22 protein-coding genes are annotated in these 21,034 nt (G+C 63.1%); 15 read left to right on the top strand and 7 right to left on the bottom strand.

Going from position 1 to position 21,034, the window contains the following annotated elements; all coding sequences use genetic code 11:
- Positions 1-4 precede the first annotated feature (4 nt).
- Complete coding sequence (locus KYT97_RS27990; RefSeq protein WP_095888533.1) at positions 5-1,396, bottom strand: amino acid permease; 1,392 nt, start codon at positions 1,394-1,396, stop codon at positions 5-7.
- Positions 1,396-2,349 carry a 2,3,4,5-tetrahydropyridine-2,6-dicarboxylate N-succinyltransferase gene (gene dapD / locus KYT97_RS27985; RefSeq protein WP_033234446.1) on the bottom strand — a complete coding sequence of 318 codons (954 nt, stop codon included), beginning with the start codon at positions 2,347-2,349 and terminating at the stop codon, positions 1,396-1,398. Before dapD ends, KYT97_RS27990 begins: the two co-directional genes overlap by 1 nt.
- A 49-nt stretch (positions 2,350-2,398) precedes the next feature.
- Here dapD and dapE point away from each other — a divergent pair, with 49 nt between their 5' ends.
- The 10 genes from dapE (at position 2,399) to KYT97_RS27935 (ending at position 10,830) form a co-directional block, all read left to right on the top strand.
- On the top strand, positions 2,399-3,469 hold the full coding sequence (dapE, locus tag KYT97_RS27980) for a succinyl-diaminopimelate desuccinylase (RefSeq protein ID WP_230590146.1): 1,071 nt from the start codon (positions 2,399-2,401) through the stop codon (positions 3,467-3,469).
- 17 nt (positions 3,470-3,486) lie between these two features.
- Positions 3,487-4,290, top strand: a complete 804-nt coding sequence (locus KYT97_RS27975; RefSeq protein WP_033234444.1) for an LOG family protein — start codon at positions 3,487-3,489, stop codon at positions 4,288-4,290.
- The gene (locus KYT97_RS27970; protein WP_092807229.1) at positions 4,284-4,841 is read left to right on the top strand and encodes an LOG family protein; all 558 of its coding nucleotides are present in this window, start codon (positions 4,284-4,286) and stop codon (positions 4,839-4,841) included. The genes KYT97_RS27975 and KYT97_RS27970 overlap by 7 nt, the downstream gene beginning before the upstream one ends.
- Positions 4,842-4,926: 85 nt before the next feature.
- Complete coding sequence (locus KYT97_RS27965; RefSeq protein ID WP_219111324.1) at positions 4,927-6,699, top strand: long-chain-acyl-CoA synthetase; 1,773 nt, start codon at positions 4,927-4,929, stop codon at positions 6,697-6,699.
- Positions 6,700-6,729: 30 nt separating this feature from the next.
- Positions 6,730-7,629, top strand: a complete 900-nt coding sequence (gene folP, locus KYT97_RS27960) for a dihydropteroate synthase (protein ID WP_092807391.1) — start codon at positions 6,730-6,732, stop codon at positions 7,627-7,629.
- Positions 7,626-8,567 carry a glucosyl-3-phosphoglycerate synthase gene (locus KYT97_RS27955; protein ID WP_033234441.1) on the top strand — a complete coding sequence of 314 codons (942 nt, stop codon included), beginning with the start codon at positions 7,626-7,628 and terminating at the stop codon, positions 8,565-8,567. Before folP ends, KYT97_RS27955 begins: the two co-directional genes overlap by 4 nt.
- A 32-nt stretch (positions 8,568-8,599) precedes the next feature.
- A complete protein-coding gene (locus tag KYT97_RS27950; protein ID WP_219111322.1) occupies positions 8,600-8,968 on the top strand; it encodes a DivIVA domain-containing protein in 369 nt (122 codons plus the stop codon).
- The gene (locus tag KYT97_RS27945) at positions 8,961-9,533 is read left to right on the top strand and encodes a DNA-3-methyladenine glycosylase I (RefSeq protein WP_095888537.1); all 573 of its coding nucleotides are present in this window, start codon (positions 8,961-8,963) and stop codon (positions 9,531-9,533) included. The genes KYT97_RS27950 and KYT97_RS27945 overlap by 8 nt, the downstream gene beginning before the upstream one ends.
- A 149-nt stretch (positions 9,534-9,682) precedes the next feature.
- Positions 9,683-9,850, top strand: a complete 168-nt coding sequence (locus KYT97_RS27940; RefSeq protein ID WP_003945169.1) for a DUF3117 domain-containing protein — start codon at positions 9,683-9,685, stop codon at positions 9,848-9,850.
- Positions 9,851-9,960: 110 nt separating this feature from the next.
- A complete protein-coding gene (locus KYT97_RS27935; protein ID WP_116102060.1) occupies positions 9,961-10,830 on the top strand; it encodes a putative RNA methyltransferase in 870 nt (289 codons plus the stop codon).
- On the opposite strand, the gene glgA is transcribed toward KYT97_RS27935, so the two are convergent.
- Positions 10,814-11,989: a glycogen synthase gene (glgA, locus tag KYT97_RS27930; RefSeq protein ID WP_033234437.1), complete on the bottom strand. Its 1,176-nt coding sequence runs from the start codon at positions 11,987-11,989 to the stop codon at positions 10,814-10,816. The genes KYT97_RS27935 and glgA overlap by 17 nt on opposite strands.
- 109 nt (positions 11,990-12,098) lie before the next feature.
- Here glgA and glgC point away from each other — a divergent pair, with 109 nt between their 5' ends.
- Positions 12,099-13,313: a glucose-1-phosphate adenylyltransferase gene (glgC, locus tag KYT97_RS27925; RefSeq protein ID WP_033234436.1), complete on the top strand. Its 1,215-nt coding sequence runs from the start codon at positions 12,099-12,101 to the stop codon at positions 13,311-13,313.
- On the opposite strand, the gene KYT97_RS27920 is transcribed toward glgC, so the two are convergent.
- Positions 13,314-13,949 carry an O-methyltransferase gene (locus KYT97_RS27920; protein ID WP_033234435.1) on the bottom strand — a complete coding sequence of 212 codons (636 nt, stop codon included), beginning with the start codon at positions 13,947-13,949 and terminating at the stop codon, positions 13,314-13,316.
- A 300-nt stretch (positions 13,950-14,249) separates the two neighbouring features.
- Between KYT97_RS27920 and sigE the strand changes: the two genes are divergently transcribed.
- From sigE to tatB, 4 genes are all read left to right on the top strand, one after another.
- Positions 14,250-14,849, top strand: coding sequence for an RNA polymerase sigma factor SigE (sigE, locus tag KYT97_RS27915; protein ID WP_033234434.1), 600 nt, complete (start codon positions 14,250-14,252; stop codon positions 14,847-14,849).
- A 34-nt stretch (positions 14,850-14,883) separates the two neighbouring features.
- A complete protein-coding gene (locus tag KYT97_RS27910; protein ID WP_033234600.1) occupies positions 14,884-15,219 on the top strand; it encodes an anti-sigma factor in 336 nt (111 codons plus the stop codon).
- 90 nt (positions 15,220-15,309) lie between these two features.
- The gene (locus KYT97_RS27905; RefSeq protein ID WP_095888539.1) at positions 15,310-16,809 is read left to right on the top strand and encodes a S1C family serine protease; all 1,500 of its coding nucleotides are present in this window, start codon (positions 15,310-15,312) and stop codon (positions 16,807-16,809) included.
- A gap of 73 nt (positions 16,810-16,882) precedes the next feature.
- Positions 16,883-17,317 carry a Sec-independent protein translocase protein TatB gene (gene tatB, locus KYT97_RS27900; RefSeq protein WP_033234432.1) on the top strand — a complete coding sequence of 145 codons (435 nt, stop codon included), beginning with the start codon at positions 16,883-16,885 and terminating at the stop codon, positions 17,315-17,317.
- Positions 17,318-17,327: 10 nt separating this feature from the next.
- Here the strand turns inward: tatB and KYT97_RS27895 are convergent, their stop codons facing one another.
- The 3 genes from KYT97_RS27895 to KYT97_RS27885 form a co-directional block, all read right to left on the bottom strand.
- Positions 17,328-18,464 (bottom strand): Mrp/NBP35 family ATP-binding protein, encoded by a 1,137-nt coding sequence (locus tag KYT97_RS27895; protein ID WP_033234431.1) that lies wholly within the window; start codon positions 18,462-18,464, stop codon positions 17,328-17,330.
- A gap of 24 nt (positions 18,465-18,488) precedes the next feature.
- Positions 18,489-19,349: a lytic transglycosylase domain-containing protein gene (locus tag KYT97_RS27890; RefSeq protein WP_092807244.1), complete on the bottom strand. Its 861-nt coding sequence runs from the start codon at positions 19,347-19,349 to the stop codon at positions 18,489-18,491.
- Between the two features lie 171 nt (positions 19,350-19,520).
- Complete coding sequence (locus KYT97_RS27885) at positions 19,521-20,981, bottom strand: lytic murein transglycosylase (RefSeq protein WP_245005941.1); 1,461 nt, start codon at positions 20,979-20,981, stop codon at positions 19,521-19,523.
- Positions 20,982-21,034 lie beyond the last annotated feature (53 nt).

Raw genomic sequence — 21,034 nt, 5'->3', positions numbered from 1 at the left:
TCCGCTAACTGGTTTCTGCGAGCGCCTTGGTCCTGCGCCACCGCGAGTTTGCGTATCCGAGCGCGGCGATCACCGCAAAAAGGACTGCCGTCGAGATCAACTGATCCCGGGCGTCTTCGTCGAACAGCATGAGGACAACAAACGCTCCGAGCATCGCCAGTGTGGCGTAACTCAGGTACGGGAACAGCCACATGCGGATGGTCAGTTTGCCTTCGGCTTCGAGTTGCTTCCGCAGCCGAAGGTGGGAGATCACGATGAAAATCCAGATGACGAGCAAAGCGGCGCCGACTGCATTGAGCAGGATGCCGAGGAGGTCGTCTGGCAGAAGCCAGTTGAGCATGACGGAGACGAAGCCGAAGAACACGGACAGCAATACCGCATTGGTCGGAACTCCCGTGCTCGAGAGTTTGGCCATGAATGCGGGGCCGTCGCCGCGTCGTGACAGAGAGAAGGCCATCCGTGAGGTGCCGTAGATGTTGGCGTTGAAGGCCGACAGCAAGGCAACAACCACAACAAGTTCCATGAACCCGGCAACACCGGGGATGTTGGCCAGATTGAGGACGGAGACGAAGGGACTTGTCTCGAGATCGGGATCGTTCCACGGCAGAACCAACACCATGATCGAGATAGCGCCGATGTAGAAGACGCTGATACGCCAGACGACGCTGCGGACGGCGAGCGCGATGGAGCGTTCCGGATTCTCCGATTCCGCCGCGGCGATGGTGACGATTTCGATACCGCCGAACGCGAAGGCAACAACAAGAAGGCCGGCAGCGACACCCGAGAACCCGTTGGGCATGAACCCGCCCTGGCCGAAGAGGTTCGAGGTTCCCACCGGGTCAGTATCGGGAAGCAGGCCGAACACCAGCAATACGCCGATGATCAGGAAGCCGATGATGACGGTGACTTTGATTGCCGCGAACCAGAATTCGAACTCGCCGAAGTTACTGACCTTGGCCAGGTTCACGATGGCAAAGAACACCACGAAGACGAGCGCGATCATCCATTGCGGTATCGACGGCAGCCATTCGTTGACGATGGCGGACGCCCCGGTGATCTCGGCGCCCAGAACCATGATGAGCATGAACCAGTAGAGCCAGCCCATCACAAAACCGGCCCACTCGCCGATCCCGAGGCGCGCGTAATGCGAGAACGAACCACTGGCGGGAATCGCAGCACCCATCTCGCCGAGCATTCGCATCACGAAGACGACTACGGCGCCCGCGATGATGTAGGACAGTAGGACCGCGGGACCGGCCGTCGCGATACCGACGCCCGTTCCGAGGAACAGGCCGGCTCCGATGGCGGAGCCCAGGCCCATCATCGTCAGATGGCGGACCTTGAGACCCTGGCCGAGAGCGGTGGTCGTTTCTTCGGGGGCGTCGGTATTACTCATCAGTCGTTGGCGTGAAGTGCGGCATTCAATTCGACGCCGGTGCCCTTCCACGGCACGACCTCGACGGCACCAGAAACGGAGTTGCGACGGAACAGCAGGTTGGACTTGCCGCTCAGAGCCAATGCCTTGACGACGGTTCCGTCGGGGCCGGTGACCTTGGTGCCTGCGGTCACGTACAGACCGGCTTCGAGGACGCAGTCGTCGCCGAGGGAGATGCCGAGTCCGGCGTTGGCGCCGAGGAGGCAACGCTTGCCGACGGAGATCGTTTCCTTGCCGCCACCGGACAGGGTGCCCATGATGGACGCGCCGCCACCCACATCGGAACCGTCGTCGACGACGACGCCTGCGGAGATGCGGCCTTCGACCATGGAGTTACCGAGTGTGCCGGCGTTGAAGTTCACGAAGCCTTCGTGCATGACAGTGGTGCCGGAGGCGAGGTGTGCGCCCAGGCGGACACGATCGGCGTCGGCGATACGGACACCCGAGGGGACGACGTAGTCGACCATGCGGGGGAACTTGTCGACGCTGAAGACGGTGACAACGCCGCGGATGCGCAGACGCGAGCGGACCTGCTCGAAGCCTTCGACAGCGCAGGGCCCGAAGTTGGTCCACACAACGTTGGCGAGGAGGCCGAACTGGCCGTCGAGGTTGACGCCGTGCGGAGCGACGAGGCGGTGGGAAAGCAGGTGAAGGCGCAGGTAGACGTCGTACGCGTCGACGGGAGCCTTGGAGAGGTCAGCGATGGTGGTGCGGACGATGACCTGCGAAACCTCGCGTGCCTCGTCGGTTCCCGCCAGCAGTGCGAGATCGGAAGGAATGTCTGTTCCCTCGACGTTCTCGGTACCGGTCGTCTCGAATGTTCCCAGCTCCGGTGCGGGGAACCAGGTGTCGAGGACGGTACCGTCCGCGGTCACGTTGGCGATACCTACTGCTGATGCTCCGTGTGCGCTCACAGGACTAGAGATTACTGGGTGCGCTGGCTGCGGGCTTAGGCTGGTGGCCGTGAGCATCCTCGATCTTGCCTCCGACCCCATCGATCTGACGGCCGCTCTGGTCGACATTCCCAGCGTTTCCCACGACGAATCCGCTATCGCGGACGCCGTCGAGGTTGCGTTGCGCGAGCAGACCAGCGGCTTCGAGATCATTCGCAACGGCAATGCGGTTCTGGCCCGGACGTCGCGCGGATTGCCGAGTCGGGTGATGCTTGCCGGTCATCTCGACACAGTTCCGATTGCGGACAATGTTCCGTCTCGCCGCGAGGGTGACATTTTGCACGGGTGCGGAACCGTGGACATGAAATCCGGCGACGCCGTGTTCCTGCACCTTGCGGCGACGATCGAGAACTTGGCCCACGACCTGACGCTGGTGTTCTACGACTGCGAGGAAATCGCCGCCGCCTACAACGGCCTCGGACGGATCGAACGCGAGATCCCGCAATGGCTTGCGGCGGATGTCGCGATTCTGGGCGAGCCGACGGCCGGGTTCATCGAGGCCGGGTGTCAGGGAACGATGCGCGTGCGATTGACCGCGTCAGGAACCAGGGCGCATTCGGCACGGTCCTGGTTGGGGGACAACGCGATTCACAAGTTCGGTACCGCGTTGGAGCGGATGTCGGCATATTCGCCGCGTTCGGTGGATATCGACGGTTGTGTCTACCGGGAGGGACTCTCGGCCGTGCGGATCTCCGGCGGCGTCGCGGGGAACGTGGTGCCGGACGCAGCCGAGATGGACGTCAACTTCAGATTTGCACCTGATCGCAGTGAGGCCCAGGCCGAGGCTCACGTGCGGGAAGTCTTCGACGGCTTGGATCTCGGATTCGAGATCACGGACTCGTCGCCCGGCGCTCTGCCTGGCCTGGCGAACCCGTCGGCGGCCGCGTTGATCGAGGCTGCGGGCGGACAGTTCCGGGCCAAGTACGGCTGGACCGATGTGTCCAGATTCTCGGCTCTCGGCATTCCCGCGGTGAATTACGGCCCCGGCGATCCGAACCTGGCGCACAAGCGTGACGAGCACGTCCCGGTGCAGCAGATCACCGACGTCGCGGCCGTGCTGAGGAAGTATTTGTCGGCCTGAGCGTTAGCCTTGCGTGCATGGCACCAGAGAAGAATTCAGCCTCCAAGAAGCACAGTTCGTCGATCAAGCACCGCGGTCCTGTTCAACTCCGACGCAAACGCAAGGATGAGAAAACCACCACGGACCAGCGTCTGCTCGACAAACGCGGCCCCACCGACTGGGTCCATACCGATCCGTGGCGTGTGCTGCGCATCCAGAGCGAATTCATCGAAGGTTTCGGGGCGCTCGCCGAGGTCCCTCGTGCGGTCACCGTGTTCGGTTCGGCACGCACCGCTCTCGATCATCCCGAATACCAGGCCGGCCGTGAGCTGGGAACGGCGTTGGCCGAAGCCGGGTACGCCGTCATCACCGGTGGTGGGCCGGGAGTCATGGAAGCCGCCAACCGCGGTTGCAGCGAGGCCGGTGGCTACTCGATCGGACTCGGCATCGAGTTGCCGTTCGAGCAGGGGCTCAACGAGTGGGTCGACCTCGGCATCAACTTCCGGTACTTCTTTGCCCGCAAGACGATGTTCGTGAAGTACTCGCAGGCTTTCATCTGCTTGCCTGGCGGCTTCGGAACGCTGGACGAATTGTTCGAAGCTCTTACTTTGGTGCAGACCCATAAGGTCACGCGCTTCCCGATTGTCCTGTTCGGCACGGAGTACTGGTCCGGATTGGTCGAGTGGATCCGAAACACACTCGAGCATGACGGAAAGATCTCCGAAGGTGATGTGAATCTGCTGCACGTCACTGACAGTGTGGAAGAAGCAGTCCGGATAGTCGCCGAAGCCAATCTAGGCGTCGACGAGGCCGCCGATCTGGGGAAAGAAGAAGAATGGTGACCGATTCCGACAAGAAGTACTCGATCTGCGTCTACTGTGCGTCGGGTCCGGTGGACGAGTCGTTCCTGGCTTTGGCCGCCGAGGTGGGCACCGCGATCGGTCGACGTGGGTGGCAGTTGGTTTCGGGTGGTGGCAACGTCTCGATGATGGGTGCTGTCGCGGAGTCGGCTCGGGCTGCGGGCGCGTGGACCGTCGGCGTCATCCCGAAGGCGTTGGTGCACAAGGAAGTTGCGGACGTCGACGCGGACGAGTTGATCGTCACCGACACGATGCGTCAGCGCAAGCAGTTGATGGAAGACAACGCGGACGCGTTCATCACCTTGCCCGGCGGTATCGGGACGTTGGAGGAGTTGTTCGAAACGTGGACCGCCGGCTACCTCGGGATGCACAGCAAGCCTGTGGTCCTGCTTGATCCGGTGGGGCACTACACCGGACTGCTCGAATGGTTGGACAAATTGGACGGCACGGGGTTTGTGGGCCGGAAAGCTTTGGATACGTTGCTGGTCAGGACTGATGTCGAGGCCGCGCTCGACGCTTGTGTGAGCTCCTGACCAAGTGCGTGACGGGTCACCTTACCGTGGAGTAAGGTGGCCCCGGGGGTGGCCGTCGAGTCGCCGGATACGTGATTGGGGAGACATGAGTTCGGAAGCACGCGACAAAGTTGGCATGCTGGATCTGGCGGCGAAACTCCCGTCGATGATCACCGAGGTGCCGATACTCCTGAAGGGGGCGTCCGGCCTGCTGCGCAAGCCTTCGGCCGCGATGTCTATCGGACTCATTCTCCAGCAGAACGCCGCAGCGCATCCGACTCGTCCGTTCATCCGGTTCGAAGGCCATGCAACAAGTTACGACGACGCCAACGCGCAGGTAAACCGATATGCCGACGTGTTGCGCACGCGCGGCGTCCAACGCGGCGACGTCGTGGCGATCCTCGGCAAGAACACTCCGGAATCGCTGCTGATCGCCTTGGCTGCCGTCAAACTCGGTGCGGCAGCGGGAATGCTGAATTACAACCAGCGTGATGATGTTCTTGCACACAGTCTTACGCTGCTCGGCGCACGCGAGCTTGTTGTCGCCGATGCGAGCGAAGAAGCGCTCGAATCATTGCCGGAAGGGTTTACCGGACCGCCGCAACTTCTGGTCAGCGAGCTCGACGACCTGGCAAAAACGGCCGACGCAACCAATCCGGCTGTGACGGCCCAGATTCTTGCGAAGGAAAAAGCGTTCTACATCTTCACCTCGGGTACTACCGGAATGCCCAAGGCCAGCTTGATGACTCACTTCCGCTGGCTCAAGTCCATGTCCGGTCTCGGGCTCATGGGTGTTCGGTTACGTCCGTCCGACACGCTGTACTGCTGCTTGCCGCTCTATCACAACAATGCTTTGACGGTGTCGTTGTCTTCGGTGCTGGCTTCGGGTGCGACGCTTGCCATCGGCCGGCAGTTCTCGGCGTCGAGATTCTGGGACGATATCGCGCTCAACAAAGCCACGGCCTTCACCTACATCGGAGAATTGTGCCGGTACCTGCTCAATCAGCCCGAGAAGCCCACCGACCGTGACAATTCCGTTCAACTGATGGTCGGAAACGGGCTGCGGCCGGAAATCTGGAAGGAATTCACGGAGCGTTTCGGTATCGCGCGAGTTGCCGAGTTCTACGGTGCAAGCGAATGCAACATCGCCTTCGTCAACGCGCTCAACGTCGATCGGACCGCCGGAATCTGCCCGTTGCCGCATGCCGTAGTCGAATTCGACGAGGAAACCGGTAAGGCGTTGCGTGGTCCGGATGGACGGTTGCGCAAAGTCTCGACGGGGTCCGTTGGACTACTGCTTTCCAAAGTCACCGACCGAGCTCCGTTCGACGGGTACACCGATGAAGCCGCGACCAACAGCAAATTGGTGCGGGGTGGTTTCAAGGACGGTGACACCTGGTTCGACACCGGCGACCTCGTGCGCAAGCAGGGGTGGAGCCATGTGGCCTTTGTCGATCGACTCGGTGACACATTCCGCTGGAAGGGCGAGAACGTCGCAACCACCGAGGTCGAGGGTGCGCTCAGTTCACATCCGGTGATCGAAGAGGCCGTCGTCTACGGCGTCGAGATCCCGGGTACCGACGGGCGGGCCGGTATGGCAGCAGTGACCCTGCGCGACGGTCATTCCTTCGACGGCAGTGACATCGCCACCCATTTGTACGGAAAGCTTCCCAGCTACGCCGTGCCGCTGTTCGTTCGCATCGTCGACTCCCTCGAACACACCAGCACGTTCAAATCGCGCAAGGTGGAGTTGCGCAACGACGGATACGACGTCGGCGCCGACACCCTGCACGTCCTCGCCGGCCGTGAGAGCGGCTACAGCGATTCGTACGACGGTTACGTCGACGAGGTGGCCGCAGGCTCGGTACCCAAGGGCTAGACCGCGTTCCGTCATGCCAGTATGAAAGGCATGTCTTCATTGGCCGGTTCATCCGCGCAGTCAGATCCGGCGCCCACTCTGTGCGGTCGACCGGTCGCGGTCGACCGTGCATTGGTCATGGCGATCGTCAACCGAACACCCGACTCGTTCTATGACAAAGGTGCGACGTTCTCGGATTCTGCCGCGATGGCTGCGGTGGATCGGGCGGTCGACGAAGGCGCCGATCTGGTCGATATCGGGGGAGTGAAGGCCGGCCCCGGCGATCTGGTCGACACCGACGAGGAGATCAGGCGCGTCATTCCCTTTGTCGCGGCGATCCGCGACAAGTTCCCGGATTTGTTGATCAGCATCGACACGTGGCGCAGCGACGTCGCCCGTCTCGCACGCAAGGAAGGCGCCGATCTGATCAACGACACCTGGGCCGGCGCCGACCCGGAACTGGTGATGGTTGCCGCCGAAACCGGTGCGGGCATCGTGTGTTCACACACCGGCGGTGCGGTGCCGCGGACGCGTCCGCACCGCGTCCGATACACAGATGTGGTTGCCGATGTGGTGAGCGAGGTTGTCACCGCCGCCGAACGAGCCCTTGCATTAGGCGTGCCACGCGATGCGATTCTGATCGATCCGACCCACGACTTCGGCAAGAACACCTTTCACGGGCTCGAGTTGTTGCGAAAAGTGGACATTCTTGTAAACACCGGGTGGCCAGTGCTGATGGCGCTGAGCAATAAGGACTTTATCGGGGAGACTCTGGGGGTAGAGCTTTCCGAGAGGCTGGAGGGAACATTGGCAGCGACAGCAATGGCCGCGGCGGGCGGTGCCCGAGTGTTCCGGGTGCACGAGGTGGCATCTACGCGCCGCGTGGTCGACATGGTGGCGGCAATTCAGGGCCGACGCGCCCCTGTTCGAACAGTTCGGGGGCTGGCATGAGCATTACCGGCACTGGGTCCACGCGCACGTGGTCCGAAGCCAACAGTTGGGATCACCCCAGTTGGACGGTCGAGGAACTCGAGCGAGCCAAAGCAGGCCGCACCGTCTCCGTGGTGCTTCCGGCGCTCAACGAGGAGGAGACCGTCGCATCGGTGGTCGACACCATTCATCCGTTGCTCGGCGGGTTGGTGGACGAACTTGTCGTCCTAGATTCCGGGTCTACCGACCGCACCGCGAAGCGGGCACGGGCCGCAGGCGCACGGGTGATCAGCCGCGAGTCCGCGGTGCCGTCGCTCCCTCCCGCAGCCGGCAAGGGCGAAGTCCTGTGGCGCTCCATCGCGGCCACCACGGGTGATCTGATCGCGTTCGTGGATTCCGATCTCATCAATCCGGACCCGGCGTTTGTTCCGAAGCTGTTGGGTCCATTGCTCACCGTCGACGGTATTCATCTGGTGAAGGGGTACTACCGGCGCCCGTTGCGCGTCAGCGGGACAGAAGACGCCAACGGTGGTGGGCGGGTCACCGAGTTGGTGGCGCGGCCGATGCTGGCTGCCCTGCGACCAGAACTCACCGCCGTTCTGCAACCACTGGGCGGTGAGTACGCCGGAACCCGGGAGCTGCTCTCCGCCGTGCCGTTCGCACCCGGCTACGGAGTCGAGATCGGGCTGTTGCTCGATACATACGACACCCTGGGACTCAGCGCGATCGGTCAGGTCAATCTCGGTGTCCGGAAACATCGCAATCGGCCGCTTGCCGATCTGGGCGTGATGAGCCGACAGATCATCGGGACGATGCTGCGGCGCTGTGGCATCGAGGATTCCGGCGCCGGATTGACGCAGTTCCTGGTCGACGGCGATTCGTTTGCACCGGCTACCACCGAGGTGTCGTTGCTCGACCGTCCGCCGATGAATTCGATTATCCGCAGCGCGGGGGTCTGACCGGAGCGGAACGTGTATGGGAGTATCGGGGCATGTTGACGATCCTCCTGTACCTGATTGTCATGGCGCTTGTCGGCGGGATGATTTTCCTTGCCGCGAGTGCAGTATTCGGGCGCTCGGAAGAACTGCCGCCGCTTCCTCCCGGCACTACAGCGGCTGTGCTTCCCGCGGAAGGTGTGACAAGCGCCGACGTCGACGCATTGCGATTTCAGCAGGTTCTGCGCGGGTACAAGGCCAGTGAGGTGGATTGGGCCCTGCATCGGCTTGGGATGGAAATCGACTCTCTCCGTGCGCAATTGGAAGCAAGGTCGGATGCTGCCCCAGAAGTGGAGGGCCAGGAGGCGGCGGCCGTGAGTGGCTCGGAGGCGGCGGCCGTGAGTGAGCGCCCGGAAGATGTCTGACGGAATTGTTCGCTGCGACTGGGTGATCGAATCACCTGGAGACACGCTGTACCGCGATTACCACGACCAGGAATGGGGGCAACCCCTCCACGGTCGCGACGCCCTGTTCGAGCGACTCGCACTCGAAGCATTTCAATCAGGTTTGTCGTGGATCACGATTTTGCGAAAGCGTGAGGCTTTCCGATCGGCCTTCGACGGATTTGTTCCCGGGAAGGTCGCCGAATACGGCCAAGCGGACGTTGACCGCTTGCTCGCGGATTCCTCGATAATTCGCAATCGGGCCAAAATCGAGGCAACAATTTCCAATGCGCGGGTTCTCGTGAATTCACCGGAATTGGATCTTGATGCGTTGCTCTGGTCGTTTGCACCGCCCCGCCGCACCGCACGACTCGCTTCAATTGCAGACGTTCCCGCTATCACCGAAGAATCAACCGCCATGGCCAAGGAACTCAAACGGCTGGGCTTCAAGTTTATCGGCCCTACCACGGCATATGCGCTCATGCAGGCCACTGGAATGGTTGACGATCACATTGCCGAATGTTGGGTTCCACCGGTAGTGCCGTAGTAGTGCGGACACGCGTAAATGTGACTCAGATTCCCGGTTCGGGGGCGGATAGGGAACAATGGAGGCTACGAGCCTCGCTGATCGTTGGCGGGGCGCACCGTTTTGTCGACGCGCAGTGAAGTGCAGCGCAGATCTGGAGGGAGCAGAGGATGGCGGCCATGAAGCCCCGGACCGGGGACGGTCCCCTCGAAGCAACCAAAGAGGGACGAGGAATCGTCATGCGGGTTCCACTCGAGGGTGGCGGACGCCTTGTCGTCGAGCTGACCCCGGATGAAGCTGCTGCGCTGGGTGTGGAACTTACAAACGTCACCAGCTAGTCGGGTCCAGGTAGGAAATGCACCCAGGCTCCGCAACCGATCTTCGGTGCGGGGCCTGAAGTGTGTGTTGGTCTGGGCGCGTGTACGAGTCGAGCCGGAAGGGCAGTTGTGTGCTTGCCGAAGTGATCGATCTGCTGGCGTGCCCGCAGTGCTATGTGGACCAGCAGTGCAGTCTTGAACTCGATCTGATCGACCGCGCCCTCGAATGTGCCCGAGGCCACCGATTCGACATCGCCAGGCAGGGCTACGTTTCCCTGATCAGTGGTGGGTCCACCAAATTCACCGGCGACAGCGCCGAGATGATTGCGGCCAGATCCAGGCTGCTCGGTAGTGGGCATTTTGATCCGTTGATGGAAGCGGTTACGGCGGCGTGTGCTCGCTCAGGGGGCGTCGACCCGGCGCGGATTGTTGAAATCGGTTCCGGCACAGGACAATATCTCGAGCATGTGATCAGCGGACTCCCGGATTCTCGGGGAATCGCCCTCGACGTCTCGAAATTCGCGGCCCGGCGAGCAGCCAAGGTCCACGACAGAATCGGGTCGATCGTCGCGGACGTGTGGCAGCCCTTGCCGATTCGTGACGGCGTGCTCTCTCACGTGCTCTGTGTGTTCGCTCCGCGCAACGGTGAGCAGTCCCACCGCGTTCTGGCCGACGAGGGCGTTCTCGTGGTTCTGACGCCCACGGACAGGCATCTGCGTGAGCTGATCGAGTTGCTCGGCATGGTTCGCGTCGACGACAAGAAAGTGGAACGGCTCGGATCGTCCATGGCCGGACTGTTCGAGCGTGAACACTCCGAGGGCGTCGAGTTCACCATGCACCTCACGCACGACGAGGTTCTCGATCTGGTGGGCATGGGGCCTTCCGCGCGGCATCTTACGGCGCAGCAACTCGAAGCCTCGGTAGCGGAACTGCCCGAACTCACACCGATCACCGCGTCTGCGACGATCTCCAGTTACCGCAAGGTCAACCGCGGCGTCTGATCGCGTCGTCGTAGACGTCGATGGTTTGTCTGGCGATCTCGGCCCACGAGAAATGCTCGATGGCGCGGACCCGGCCGGCCCGCCCCATCGCGTCGGCACCCGTTTTGTCGGCAACAACCTCGTTGACCGTCGCGGCCAAGGATTCCTCGAAGGCAGCAGGCTCGTACGCGTTGTAGTGGACGAGTCGCCCGGTCACGCCGTCGTCGACCACCTCGGGGATTCCGCCCACATCCGAAGCGACAACAGCGGTTTCGCAGGCCATGGCTTCGAGGTTGACGATCCCCAACGGCTCGTACACCGACGGGCAAACGAAGACTGTTGCGGCCGAAAGTATTTCGCGGATCTGTTCGGTGGGCAGCATCTCGCGAACCCAGAATACGTTGCCGCGGTGCGCGGCGAGGGCCGCTACTGCCTGCTCCGTCTCGGCCGCTATTTCCGGTGTATCGGGAGCGCCAGCACACAGGACAAGCTGGATGGACGGGTCGAAATCGTGTGCCGCCGCGATCAGGTGGCCGACGCCCTTCTGACGTGTGATGCGGCCGACGAACGCCACGATCGGTTGGCTGACGTCGACGCCGATCGCCGTCAACGCAGACGCTTCGCCGGTTCCGGCCGGACCGGGATGCCACACACTCGTGTCGATCCCGTTGCGAACCACATGGATACGGCTGGGATCGAGCGAGGGGTACGCGTCGAGGACGTCGGCGCGCATTCCGGCACTGACCGCGATGACAGCGTCGGCATGCTCCACGGCCGTGCGCTCGGACCACGACGAGACGCGGTAGCCGCCGCCCAACTGCTCGGCCTTCCACGGACGCCGGGGTTCGAGCGAATGCGCGGTCAGAATGTGGGGGACGTCGTAGAGCGCCGACGCCAGATGCCCGGCCAGTCCGGTGTACCAGGTATGGGAATGGACAATATCGACACCGCTTGCGGCCGCAGCCATCCGAAGCTCGGTGGACAGCGTTGTCAACGCGGGGTTGGCGCCGTCCAACGCGGGATCGGGGGAGTGGACGATCGCGTCGTCGCGCGGCGCTCCCATGCAGTGAACGTCGACGTCGACGAGCCGTTTCAACTGAGCGACCAGCTCGGTGACGTGCACGCCTGCACCGCCGTAGATCTCCGGTGGGTATTCCTTGGTCATCATCGCGACTCGCACCGGCTAAACCTAACCGCCCGTGGTCGATCCGGCTACCGGCCGGCGCACTTCGAGAGTGTCGCGGCCCGCTTCGCTAGCGGGACCACCGGAGTGCGGATAGGTTAAGCGTGTGAGAAGCCAGCCGCATGTGCTTGGAATCGTGCTCGCCGGGGGCGAGGGCAAACGTCTCTATCCGCTGACGGCGGATAGAGCTAAACCAGCGGTGCCGTTCGGCGGCGCCTATCGACTGATCGACTTCGTGTTGAGCAACCTGGTGAACGCGGGCTATCTGCGTCTCTGTGTGCTCACGCAATACAAGTCGCATTCACTCGACCGACATATATCGCAGACGTGGCGGTTGTCCGGGTTTGCGGGTGAGTACATCACCCCGGTCCCGGCGCAGCAGCGACTCGGGCCGCGCTGGTACACCGGCAGCGCCGACGCAATCCTGCAGTCGCTCAACCTCGTTTACGACGAAGACCCCGAGTACATCGTGGTGTTCGGCGCCGACCACGTGTACCGCATGGACCCCGAGCAGATGGTGCAGCACCACATCGACTCCGGTGCGGGAGTGACCGTCGCCGGTATCCGGGTGCCGCGCAGTGAGGCGTTTGCCTTCGGTTGCATCGACAGCGACGAGTCGGGGCGCATCACGCAGTTCCTCGAGAAGCCGGCTCATCCGCCCGGCACCCCAGACGACCCCAATTCCACCTTTGCCTCCATGGGTAACTACGTGTTCACCACGAAGGTATTGGTCGACGCCATCCGCGCCGACTCCGAGAACTCCGATTCCGATCACGACATGGGTGGCGACATCATCCCCGCCCTCGTCGCAGCCGGCGAAGCCTCGGTATACGACTTCAAGGACAACGTCGTTCCAGGAGCGACCGACCGCGACCGCGGCTACTGGCGCGACGTCGGTACCCTCGACGCCTTCTACGACGCACACATGGACCTCGTCTCCGTCCACCCCATCTTCAACCTGTACAACCGCCGCTGGCCCATCCGCGGCGCCACCGAGAACCTGGCACCGGCCAAGTTCGTGAAGGGCGGCCTAGCTCAGGAGTCGATAGTCGGCGCCGGATCGATCCTGTCCGCCGCCACGGTGCGCAACTCGGTTCTCAGCTCGAACGTGATGATCGAGGACGGCGCCACCGTCGAAGGAAGCGTCCTGATGCCAGGAGTGCGCATCGGCAAGGGAGCAGTCGTGCGCCGAGCCATCCTCGACAAGAACGTTGTTGTCGGTGACGGCGAAATCATCGGCGTCGACCTCGAACGAGACCGCGAACGATTTGCGATCAGCTCCGGTGGAGTCGTCGCAATCGGTAAAGGCGTCTGGATCTAGCTAGAGCTTGCTGGCGCAGAGCAGCCCTTCACCGAGCGGAAGCAACACCCGTACCAGACGCTTGTCGTCCGCGATGGCCTTGGCGGCTTCGCGGACGGCCACCGTCGTGGCATCACGGGCCGACGGGTCGGCGACGCGACCACCCGCAAGAGCGTCGTGCAGCACGATCACACCGCCCGGACGCAGCAACCGGATACCTTCACGCACGTAGTGCGGCTGATCGACCGGGGTGCAATCGACGAAGACCAAGTCGTATCCACCGTCGGCGAGGCGCGGCAACACGTCGAGTGCATTGCCGTTGATCAACCGGGTGCGAGCGGGAGCGATTCCACTTTCACGGAACGTCAATTTGGCTGCGCGCTGATGCTCGGGTTCGCTGTCGATAGTGGTCAGGACACCGTCGTCGCGCATACCGTGCAGCAACCACAGGCTGCTGACACCGGCTCCTGTACCGACTTCGACCGCCGTCCTCGCGCCGAGCATGCGGGCGAACATCGCCAGTGTCGCGCCGACTGCGGGCGTCACGGGTGCGGTGCCGAGGTCCAACGCTCGGTCCCGCGCCGCGGTAAAAATCTCGTCCTCGGAAACAACGTCCTCGACGTGGCGGAGTATCTGTTCGGCGTGGGTCACGCTCATGAGGTTATCGGGCCGGTCGCATTGACGCTGCAAGGCGCGCACCCTGACAGATTCTCAGGAATCCCTCAGCCTCTTCATATGGCATGCACACCGCGGTGCGAGAGGGTATCTACATCGCCGGAAGTGCACGGAACATCCGGCGGCGATGGATGAGCTGATCAAAGGTGATCCGGGAACAAAACGCCTCGGTGTTCGGTTGTTCGAATCATCACGTGAGCTGACCGCGCGGTGCGAAAAGACCAGGAGGATCCACTTATTTTCCAGATCAACGACGAGCCTCGCCCTCGAGAGTCGGAAGTAATGACGACGGAATCGGCTGTGGATTCCGAATTGATCGGTACTGCTGTTTTCGACGCAACGGGTGAGAAGTCGGCCATGCCGTCGTGGGACGAACTCGTCCGCCAACACGGTGACCGCGTGTACCGCCTTGCGTACCGCCTGTCAGGCGACGCGCAGGACGCAGAAGATCTGACCCAGGACACGTTCATTCGTGTGTTCCGTTCCCTCTCCGACTACCAGCCGGGCACGTTCGAAGGCTGGCTGCACCGCATCACGACCAACCTGTTCCTCGACATGGTTCGCCGACGCAACCGCATCCGCATGGAAGCGCTCCCGGAGGACTACGACCGCGTACCGTCGGCCGGTCCGGACCCCGAGCAGATTTACCACGACGCCCGTCTCGACGCCGATCTTCAGGCCGCACTGGACTCCTTGGCACCGGATTTCCGGGCCGCTGTTGTGCTGTGTGACATCGAAGGTCTGTCGTACGAGGAAATCGGTGCCACACTGGGAGTCAAGCTCGGAACGGTTCGGAGCCGTATCCACCGTGGACGACAAGCGATTCGCGATCATCTGGCAGCAGCACAACGCGCCGGTGATTCCGAACGTGTCGGCGTCTGACGGGGGAACGTTGGTCAATCATCTGGAGGGACGAATGACGGAGGCGCGGGCACCCCGCCAGTTCGGTTCGACCGAACACCTGGCAAGTGAGGCAATTGCCGCCTACGTCGACGGAGAACTTCGCATGCAGGCCTATCTTCGGGCCTCACACCACATCTCCCTGTGTGCTGAATGCACGGCTGCGGTCGATGCACAGCAACAGGCCCGTGGTGCGCTCCGGCGGAGCGGCGAGATGACGATGCCACTGTCGCTTGTCGGTCTGCTCAGCGCAATTCCGACCTGCACGACCAATACTGCCGATACCTCACCGGGATCGGACGCCGGTTTCGGCGCGATCGGCAAACGCCTTTCACGCCGCTGGCGTAAATGACCTGTCCTTTCGGCCCAGTCAGCGACGCCGTGCATCCGCCGATCAGTGATACTGGAACGCGTGACTGACGGACAGAGGGGGCATTCCGGCGTGGATACCGATACTTCGGCGAACGGTTCGGTTACTTCGGCAAACGGTTCGGTGGATCGACCGGCAGACGCGCCTGTTCTGGAACCCCGCCCGGTGTATCGGCCACAGATCGATCCGGCGTCGCAGCAGGCATTCAGTAGGCCGAGCGGCGTCGACGGTTCCTTCTCCCAGGCAGCTGCCCGGAGCGTTCAGACGCCCGGTGTTGTAGTCGGTTCGCCCGATCCGGTTCTCGCAGAGGCGTTCGGTCGCCCCGAGGGCGCCACGGAATCCATCGGCCGTGATCCCGAAGCCGACACGGAATCCGAACCCGAAGACGAAGTCCCGAACGACCCGTGGCGTGATCCGGCGTCGTCGGTGGCTCTTGGTTCACCCGCGCAGGAAACCCAACCCGAAAGTTTGCCTCCCGCACCGAAACTGGATGTCCGAGACGTACTGTTCGGGCGTAAGGTCGCGCCATCCGCGCTGGCTGCACTCGCCGGAATGGCACTTGTGATTGCCCTGGTGGGCGGACTGCTCGCGACGGTGATCACCGCCGACCGAAGTTCCCTCACCAGTTCACATGTCACGTTGGTGCAGTCCGGCGGTGGTGAACAGCCGCAATCCGATGTCGCGAAGGTCGCCGACGCGGTGCTGCCGTCCGTTGTCTCCATCCAAGTTGCCGTCGGCGATCAGGGAAGCACCGGTTCGGGCGTCGTGATCGACGACAAGGGATACATCGTCACCAACAACCACGTGATCTCCTCGGCCGCTCCGCCGGCCCAGAACGCTCGGATCCAGGTCATCTTTTCCGACGGCACCAAGACCGACGCTCAGATTGTCGGCCGCGACGTGAAGACGGACCTCGCGGTGCTGAAGGTGTCGGCGAGCAATCTGACGGTTGCACAACTCGGACGCTCCGAAGACGTCCAGGTAGGTGACGACGTCGTGGCCGTCGGTTCCCCGTTGGGTTTGAGCAAGACTGTGACACGCGGAATCGTCAGCGCCCTGAACCGTCCGTTGCGGTTGTCCGGAGAGGGCACCGATACCAACGCGGTGATCGACGCCGTCCAGACAGACGCGGCCATCAACCACGGCAATTCCGGTGGCGCTCTGGTGGATGCGGAAGCCCGCGTCATCGGCATCAACACCGCGATGCTCAGCGAATCGGGCGGTTCCGTCGGTCTCGGTTTTGCGATCCCGATCGACACGGTCACCGAGGTGGCGCAGGCCATCATTCGAGACGGTTCGGTACGCCACCCGGATATCGGCGTCAATGTTCGCACCGTCGTCAACGACGCCACCAGTGGTGCTGCGGTCGCCAACGTCCGTGACGGAAGCCCGGCGCAACAAGCCGGAATCGTCGAGGGTGACGTCATCGTCAAGGTCGGGGACAGGCAAGTGACAGGCGCCGACGAATTTGTTGTGGCGGTCAACGCCGCGTCGATCGGTCAGCCGGTCAACGTCGCGTTGATCCGCGAGGGACGCCAGGTAGACATATCGGTCACGCCGGTTTCGGACTGAGAGAACCTACGAGGTTGCTGTGAGGTTGATCCGGACCTGCGCGCAACAACCGGACACACAGTAGGCTTGCCCTGTGTTTGGCAACATCGGTTGGGGCGAGTTCATGATCCTCCTCGTAGCGGCTCTGGTCATTTTGGGACCTGAGCGGCTTCCGGGCGCGGTCTCCTGGGTTACACGATCACTGAGGCAGGTACGTGAATATGCTTCCGGAGCCCAGAATCAGCTCAAGGAAGAACTGGGCACCGACTTCGAGGATCTGCGTAAACCACTCGCAGATCTGAACAAGCTGCGCGGGATGACCCCGCGCGCTGTGATCACCCAGCATCTTCTCGACGGAGACGACTCCCTCTTCACCGGAGACTTCGACAAGAAGTCCCAAAGCGGTGTCAAGCCCCAGGGCGGCAGCGGTGTGAAGCCCCAGAGTGGCGCTCAGGAACCGATGTCACTCACGAAGGACAAGCCTCTCGCAGCCGGAGAGCGTCCACCGGTCGACCTCGACGCAACCTGAGCGCAACCCGCTACATATTGCGCACAGTGTTGATGCCGAGCGACATTCCGGCGAGTCCGCGCTGACGGACGGCCAACTTGTCCGCGATCTCCGTCAATGCCTTCGCGGCAGCGCTCTCCGGTGCACTCAGCACGATCGGCGTGCCGGCGTCACCGGCTTCGCGAACCGACGGATCGAGCGGAATCTGGCCGAGCAGCGGAACCTTCGCGCCGACTGCCTTGGTGAGGCGATCGGATACCGTCTGGCCGCCGCCCGTTCCGAAGACATCCATGCGGGTGCCGTCCGGCAGTTCGAGCCACGACATGTTCTCGACGACGCCGGCAACACGCTGACGGGTCTGTAGTGCGATGGCACCGGCGCGCTCGGCAACCTCGGCGGCTGCTTGCTGCGGAGTGGTGACCACCAGAATCTCGGCGCTCGGGATGAGCTGGGCCACCGAGATGGCGATGTCACCCGTTCCGGGCGGAAGGTCAAGCAGAAGGATGTCCAGATCGCCCCAGAAGACATCGGCCAGGAACTGCTGAAGCGCGCGGTGCAGCATCGGGCCACGCCACACGACTGGGGTGTTGCCCTGAGTGAACTGGGCGATGGAAATCATCTTCACGTCGTGCGCGACGGGCGGCATGATCATCTTCTCGACCTGCGTTGGCTTGGCGTCGGTACCGAGCATACGAGGGATGGAATGACCGTAGATATCGGCGTCGAGAACACCGACGGACAGGCCGCGTGCTGCTAGTGCCGCCGCGAGATTGACTGTCACACTGGACTTTCCGACGCCACCCTTGCCGGAGGCGACGGCGTACACACGGGTGAGAGAGCCGGGCTGGGCGAAGGGGATCACCGGTTCGGCGGAGTCGCCGCGCAGCGACTTGCGAAGTTCCGTGCGCTGCGCGTCGTCCATCACGTCGAGTTCGACGCGAATGGCACCAACACCGGCGACGTCGGCAACTGCCTTGGTGACGCGCTCGGTGATCTCGGTGCGCATCGGGCACCCTGCGGTGGTGAGGTAGATCCCGATGTCGACGCTGTTGTCTTGCGCGAGCGTGATGTTCCTGACCATCCCCAATTCGGTGATGGGTTTGCGGATCTCAGGGTCGAGAACTCGCGCGAGCGCGGAGCGAACGTCGGACTCGGTCAGTGCGGACATGACTCCATGGTAGGTGTCGGCAGATCAGTGAATGCGAGGCAGGTCCGATGCGGCGGGCACGATGCCGGTGGAGTAACCGGCAGTCCAGGCCAGGACGTTGGCGACATAGGCAGCCGAGTTGTTGTAGCGATGGATTGCTTTGGCGGCCTGCGTGAGGTCCTGCATGTTCAAACCGCCGTCGCACAGGTACTTTCCGGTGGTCAGTGCCGAGTCGAAGAGGTTCTGCGGATCGGAGATGCCGTCACCGTTGCCGTCGCCGGCGTACTGCGTCCACGTGGACGGGATGAACTGCATCGGGCCGACTGCGCGGTCGTAGACGGTGTCGCCGTCGAGTGCGCCGCCGTCGGTGTCCATGATCACGGCCTGGCCGGGGAGGCTGCCGTTGAGGGGCAGTCCGATGACAGGTTCGAAGAGGTTGCCGTTTGCGTCGGCGTCCTTGCCGTCGTGGGCGTGGCCGGATTCGACGCGGCCGATTCCTGCCATCAGGGTCCACTGCATGTTGCAGGTGGGGTTCTCGACAGCGAGGATGCGCTCGGCGTTCTGATAGGCGGCGACGCTCACGCTGGGGATGCCGAGGGCGCCTTCGGCCATCGAAGCGGGCAGTGGGGGTGTGGCCTGGACCGGTGCGAGCGGGGCGGGCTCGGCAACTACCGGCGCTGCGGCCAGGTCGGCGACGGGAAGGATCTGAGCTTGCGGCTCCTGCGTGGCTGGGGTCTCGAGTGACCCCACGGCGGTTTCGGCGCTGGCGGCATTGACGAAAGGCATATCGGATGCCGCTCCGGCGGAGTTCGCTGCTGTAACCAAACCGATAGGAATGAGGCCGGAAAGCGCGATGACCGAGTTGCGACGGATGTGCGAATCTGTCTTCTTGTTGTGCCGACCCACTGTTACTGCCTCCTGGACCCCGAAATCGGGGTTTTCCGTTCAATGACGGAATCGAGGCTACCTGATTTGTTGCACTTCCGTTACTCAACCGTGATCTAAGTGGGCAGATCTGTGCCGTCGACGCAGTTCAATCGTGATTTTTCCGGCGCGAGCGTTATCGCGACGTGACCGTTATGCGACGGGCATGAACGGCAAACCCGGCAGCAGTGGTGCGGGTGCGGGTGCGGGCGCGGGTGCCGGTGCGGCAGCGGGTGAGGGCGCCACGGCAGCGGGCGCGGCGTCGGATGTAGTCGCCGGGACGGACGACGGAGTTGCCGTCGTGGCGTCGGTGGCGGGGGCCGGCCCGGTGGTCGACGCCTCAGCGGTCGGCATGGCGCACGGCAGGTGGATTCCGGGCTGCAACTGCGCGAGTGCTACGGGATCCGGGAGGATCACGCACATGTCGTCTGGCCACGTCCAGCCTGTCGGCGTCAGAATCGGCCACACGAGGCCGCGTGACGTGAGTACGGGCAGTGGGATGATCGGTCCGGTCGGAGCCTGTGGGTTGGTGGCAGGACCGGGCGCGGCGGGTGAGGCCAGCCCGGGTGCTGACGGGTTCGGTGTGGTGGGGAGTACTCCGGGTGGGATCAGCGCTTGGAGATCCGGCGAGAGTGCCGGCATGTCAGGCAGGCCGGGGAGTAGTGGCGCGGGAGTAGCTGCGGACGTTGCCTGATCGCCGTCCTTCTTCTCGGCCGTCGGATCGACTGCCGCCGCAGCAGCGAGAATGGCCGCAGTGGACGTGGCGTCGGAGCTACCGGCGTTGATGCTCCCGGTGTTGATTCCGCCGGTGTACGGCAGCGATCCGGACGGGAGGACTCCACTCTTGTACGCCGTCGACCACATGATCACGTTTGCGGCGTACGCCGCGGAATTGTTGTATCGGAGAACGGCTTTGGTCTCCTGATCGAGGTTGCGGAGATCGAGCCCGCCGCTGCAGAGATATTTGGCCGCCGAGAGTGCCGCGTCGAACACGTTGTTGGGATCGGTAACACCGTCGCCGTTGCCGTCACTGGCGTAGTGCGCCCACGTCGACGGAATGAACTGCATGGGGCCGACGGCGCGGTCGTGGGTCGGGTCGCCGTCGATCAGGCCCTTGTCGGTGTCGGTGATGATCTGGTTGCCGGCCAGGCGGCCGTCCAGCACCGGGCCGAAGATCGGCGTCACAGTGGTGCCGACAGGGGTGGTGCGTCCACCGTTGGCATGGCCCGATTCGATTCGGCCGATACCGGCCAGAAGATGCCACGGGACGCCGCAGCCTGGTGCCTCCGTCATCATCACCAGTTCCGCGGAGCGGTAGGCGTTGAGGACGATCTCGGGGATGCCCAGTGAGGTCAGGACAACTGTTGCGGCTGCGGGGTCCAGTGCGGTGGTTGTTGCGGTAGTGCTCGGTGGTGCCGATCGTTGCGTTCGCACCGTGCGAGGTGTCGGAAGGAAATCGGGGCTGTCCGCTGCGTTCACGGCGTTACCTGCGAGCGCAATGGGTATCGGTGATCCCGTTGCAGGGGCACTACCTGCGGTAAGGGCTGCCGGTCCGGTGGCCGCGAGTAGGCCCCCCAGTAGCGTGGACGCTGCGATCAATCCTCGTACGCGCACGATTCCCCTTTGCTGGTAGCCCGGGTTCGGAGTACCCACCGATATATATAAGA

Origin of the sequence: Rhodococcus globerulus, assembly GCF_019334125.1 — a bacterium.
Taxonomy (GTDB): Bacteria; Actinomycetota; Actinomycetes; order Mycobacteriales; family Mycobacteriaceae; genus Rhodococcus_F; species Rhodococcus_F globerula.
This window is presented reverse-complemented; position numbering and strand designations above follow the sequence as displayed.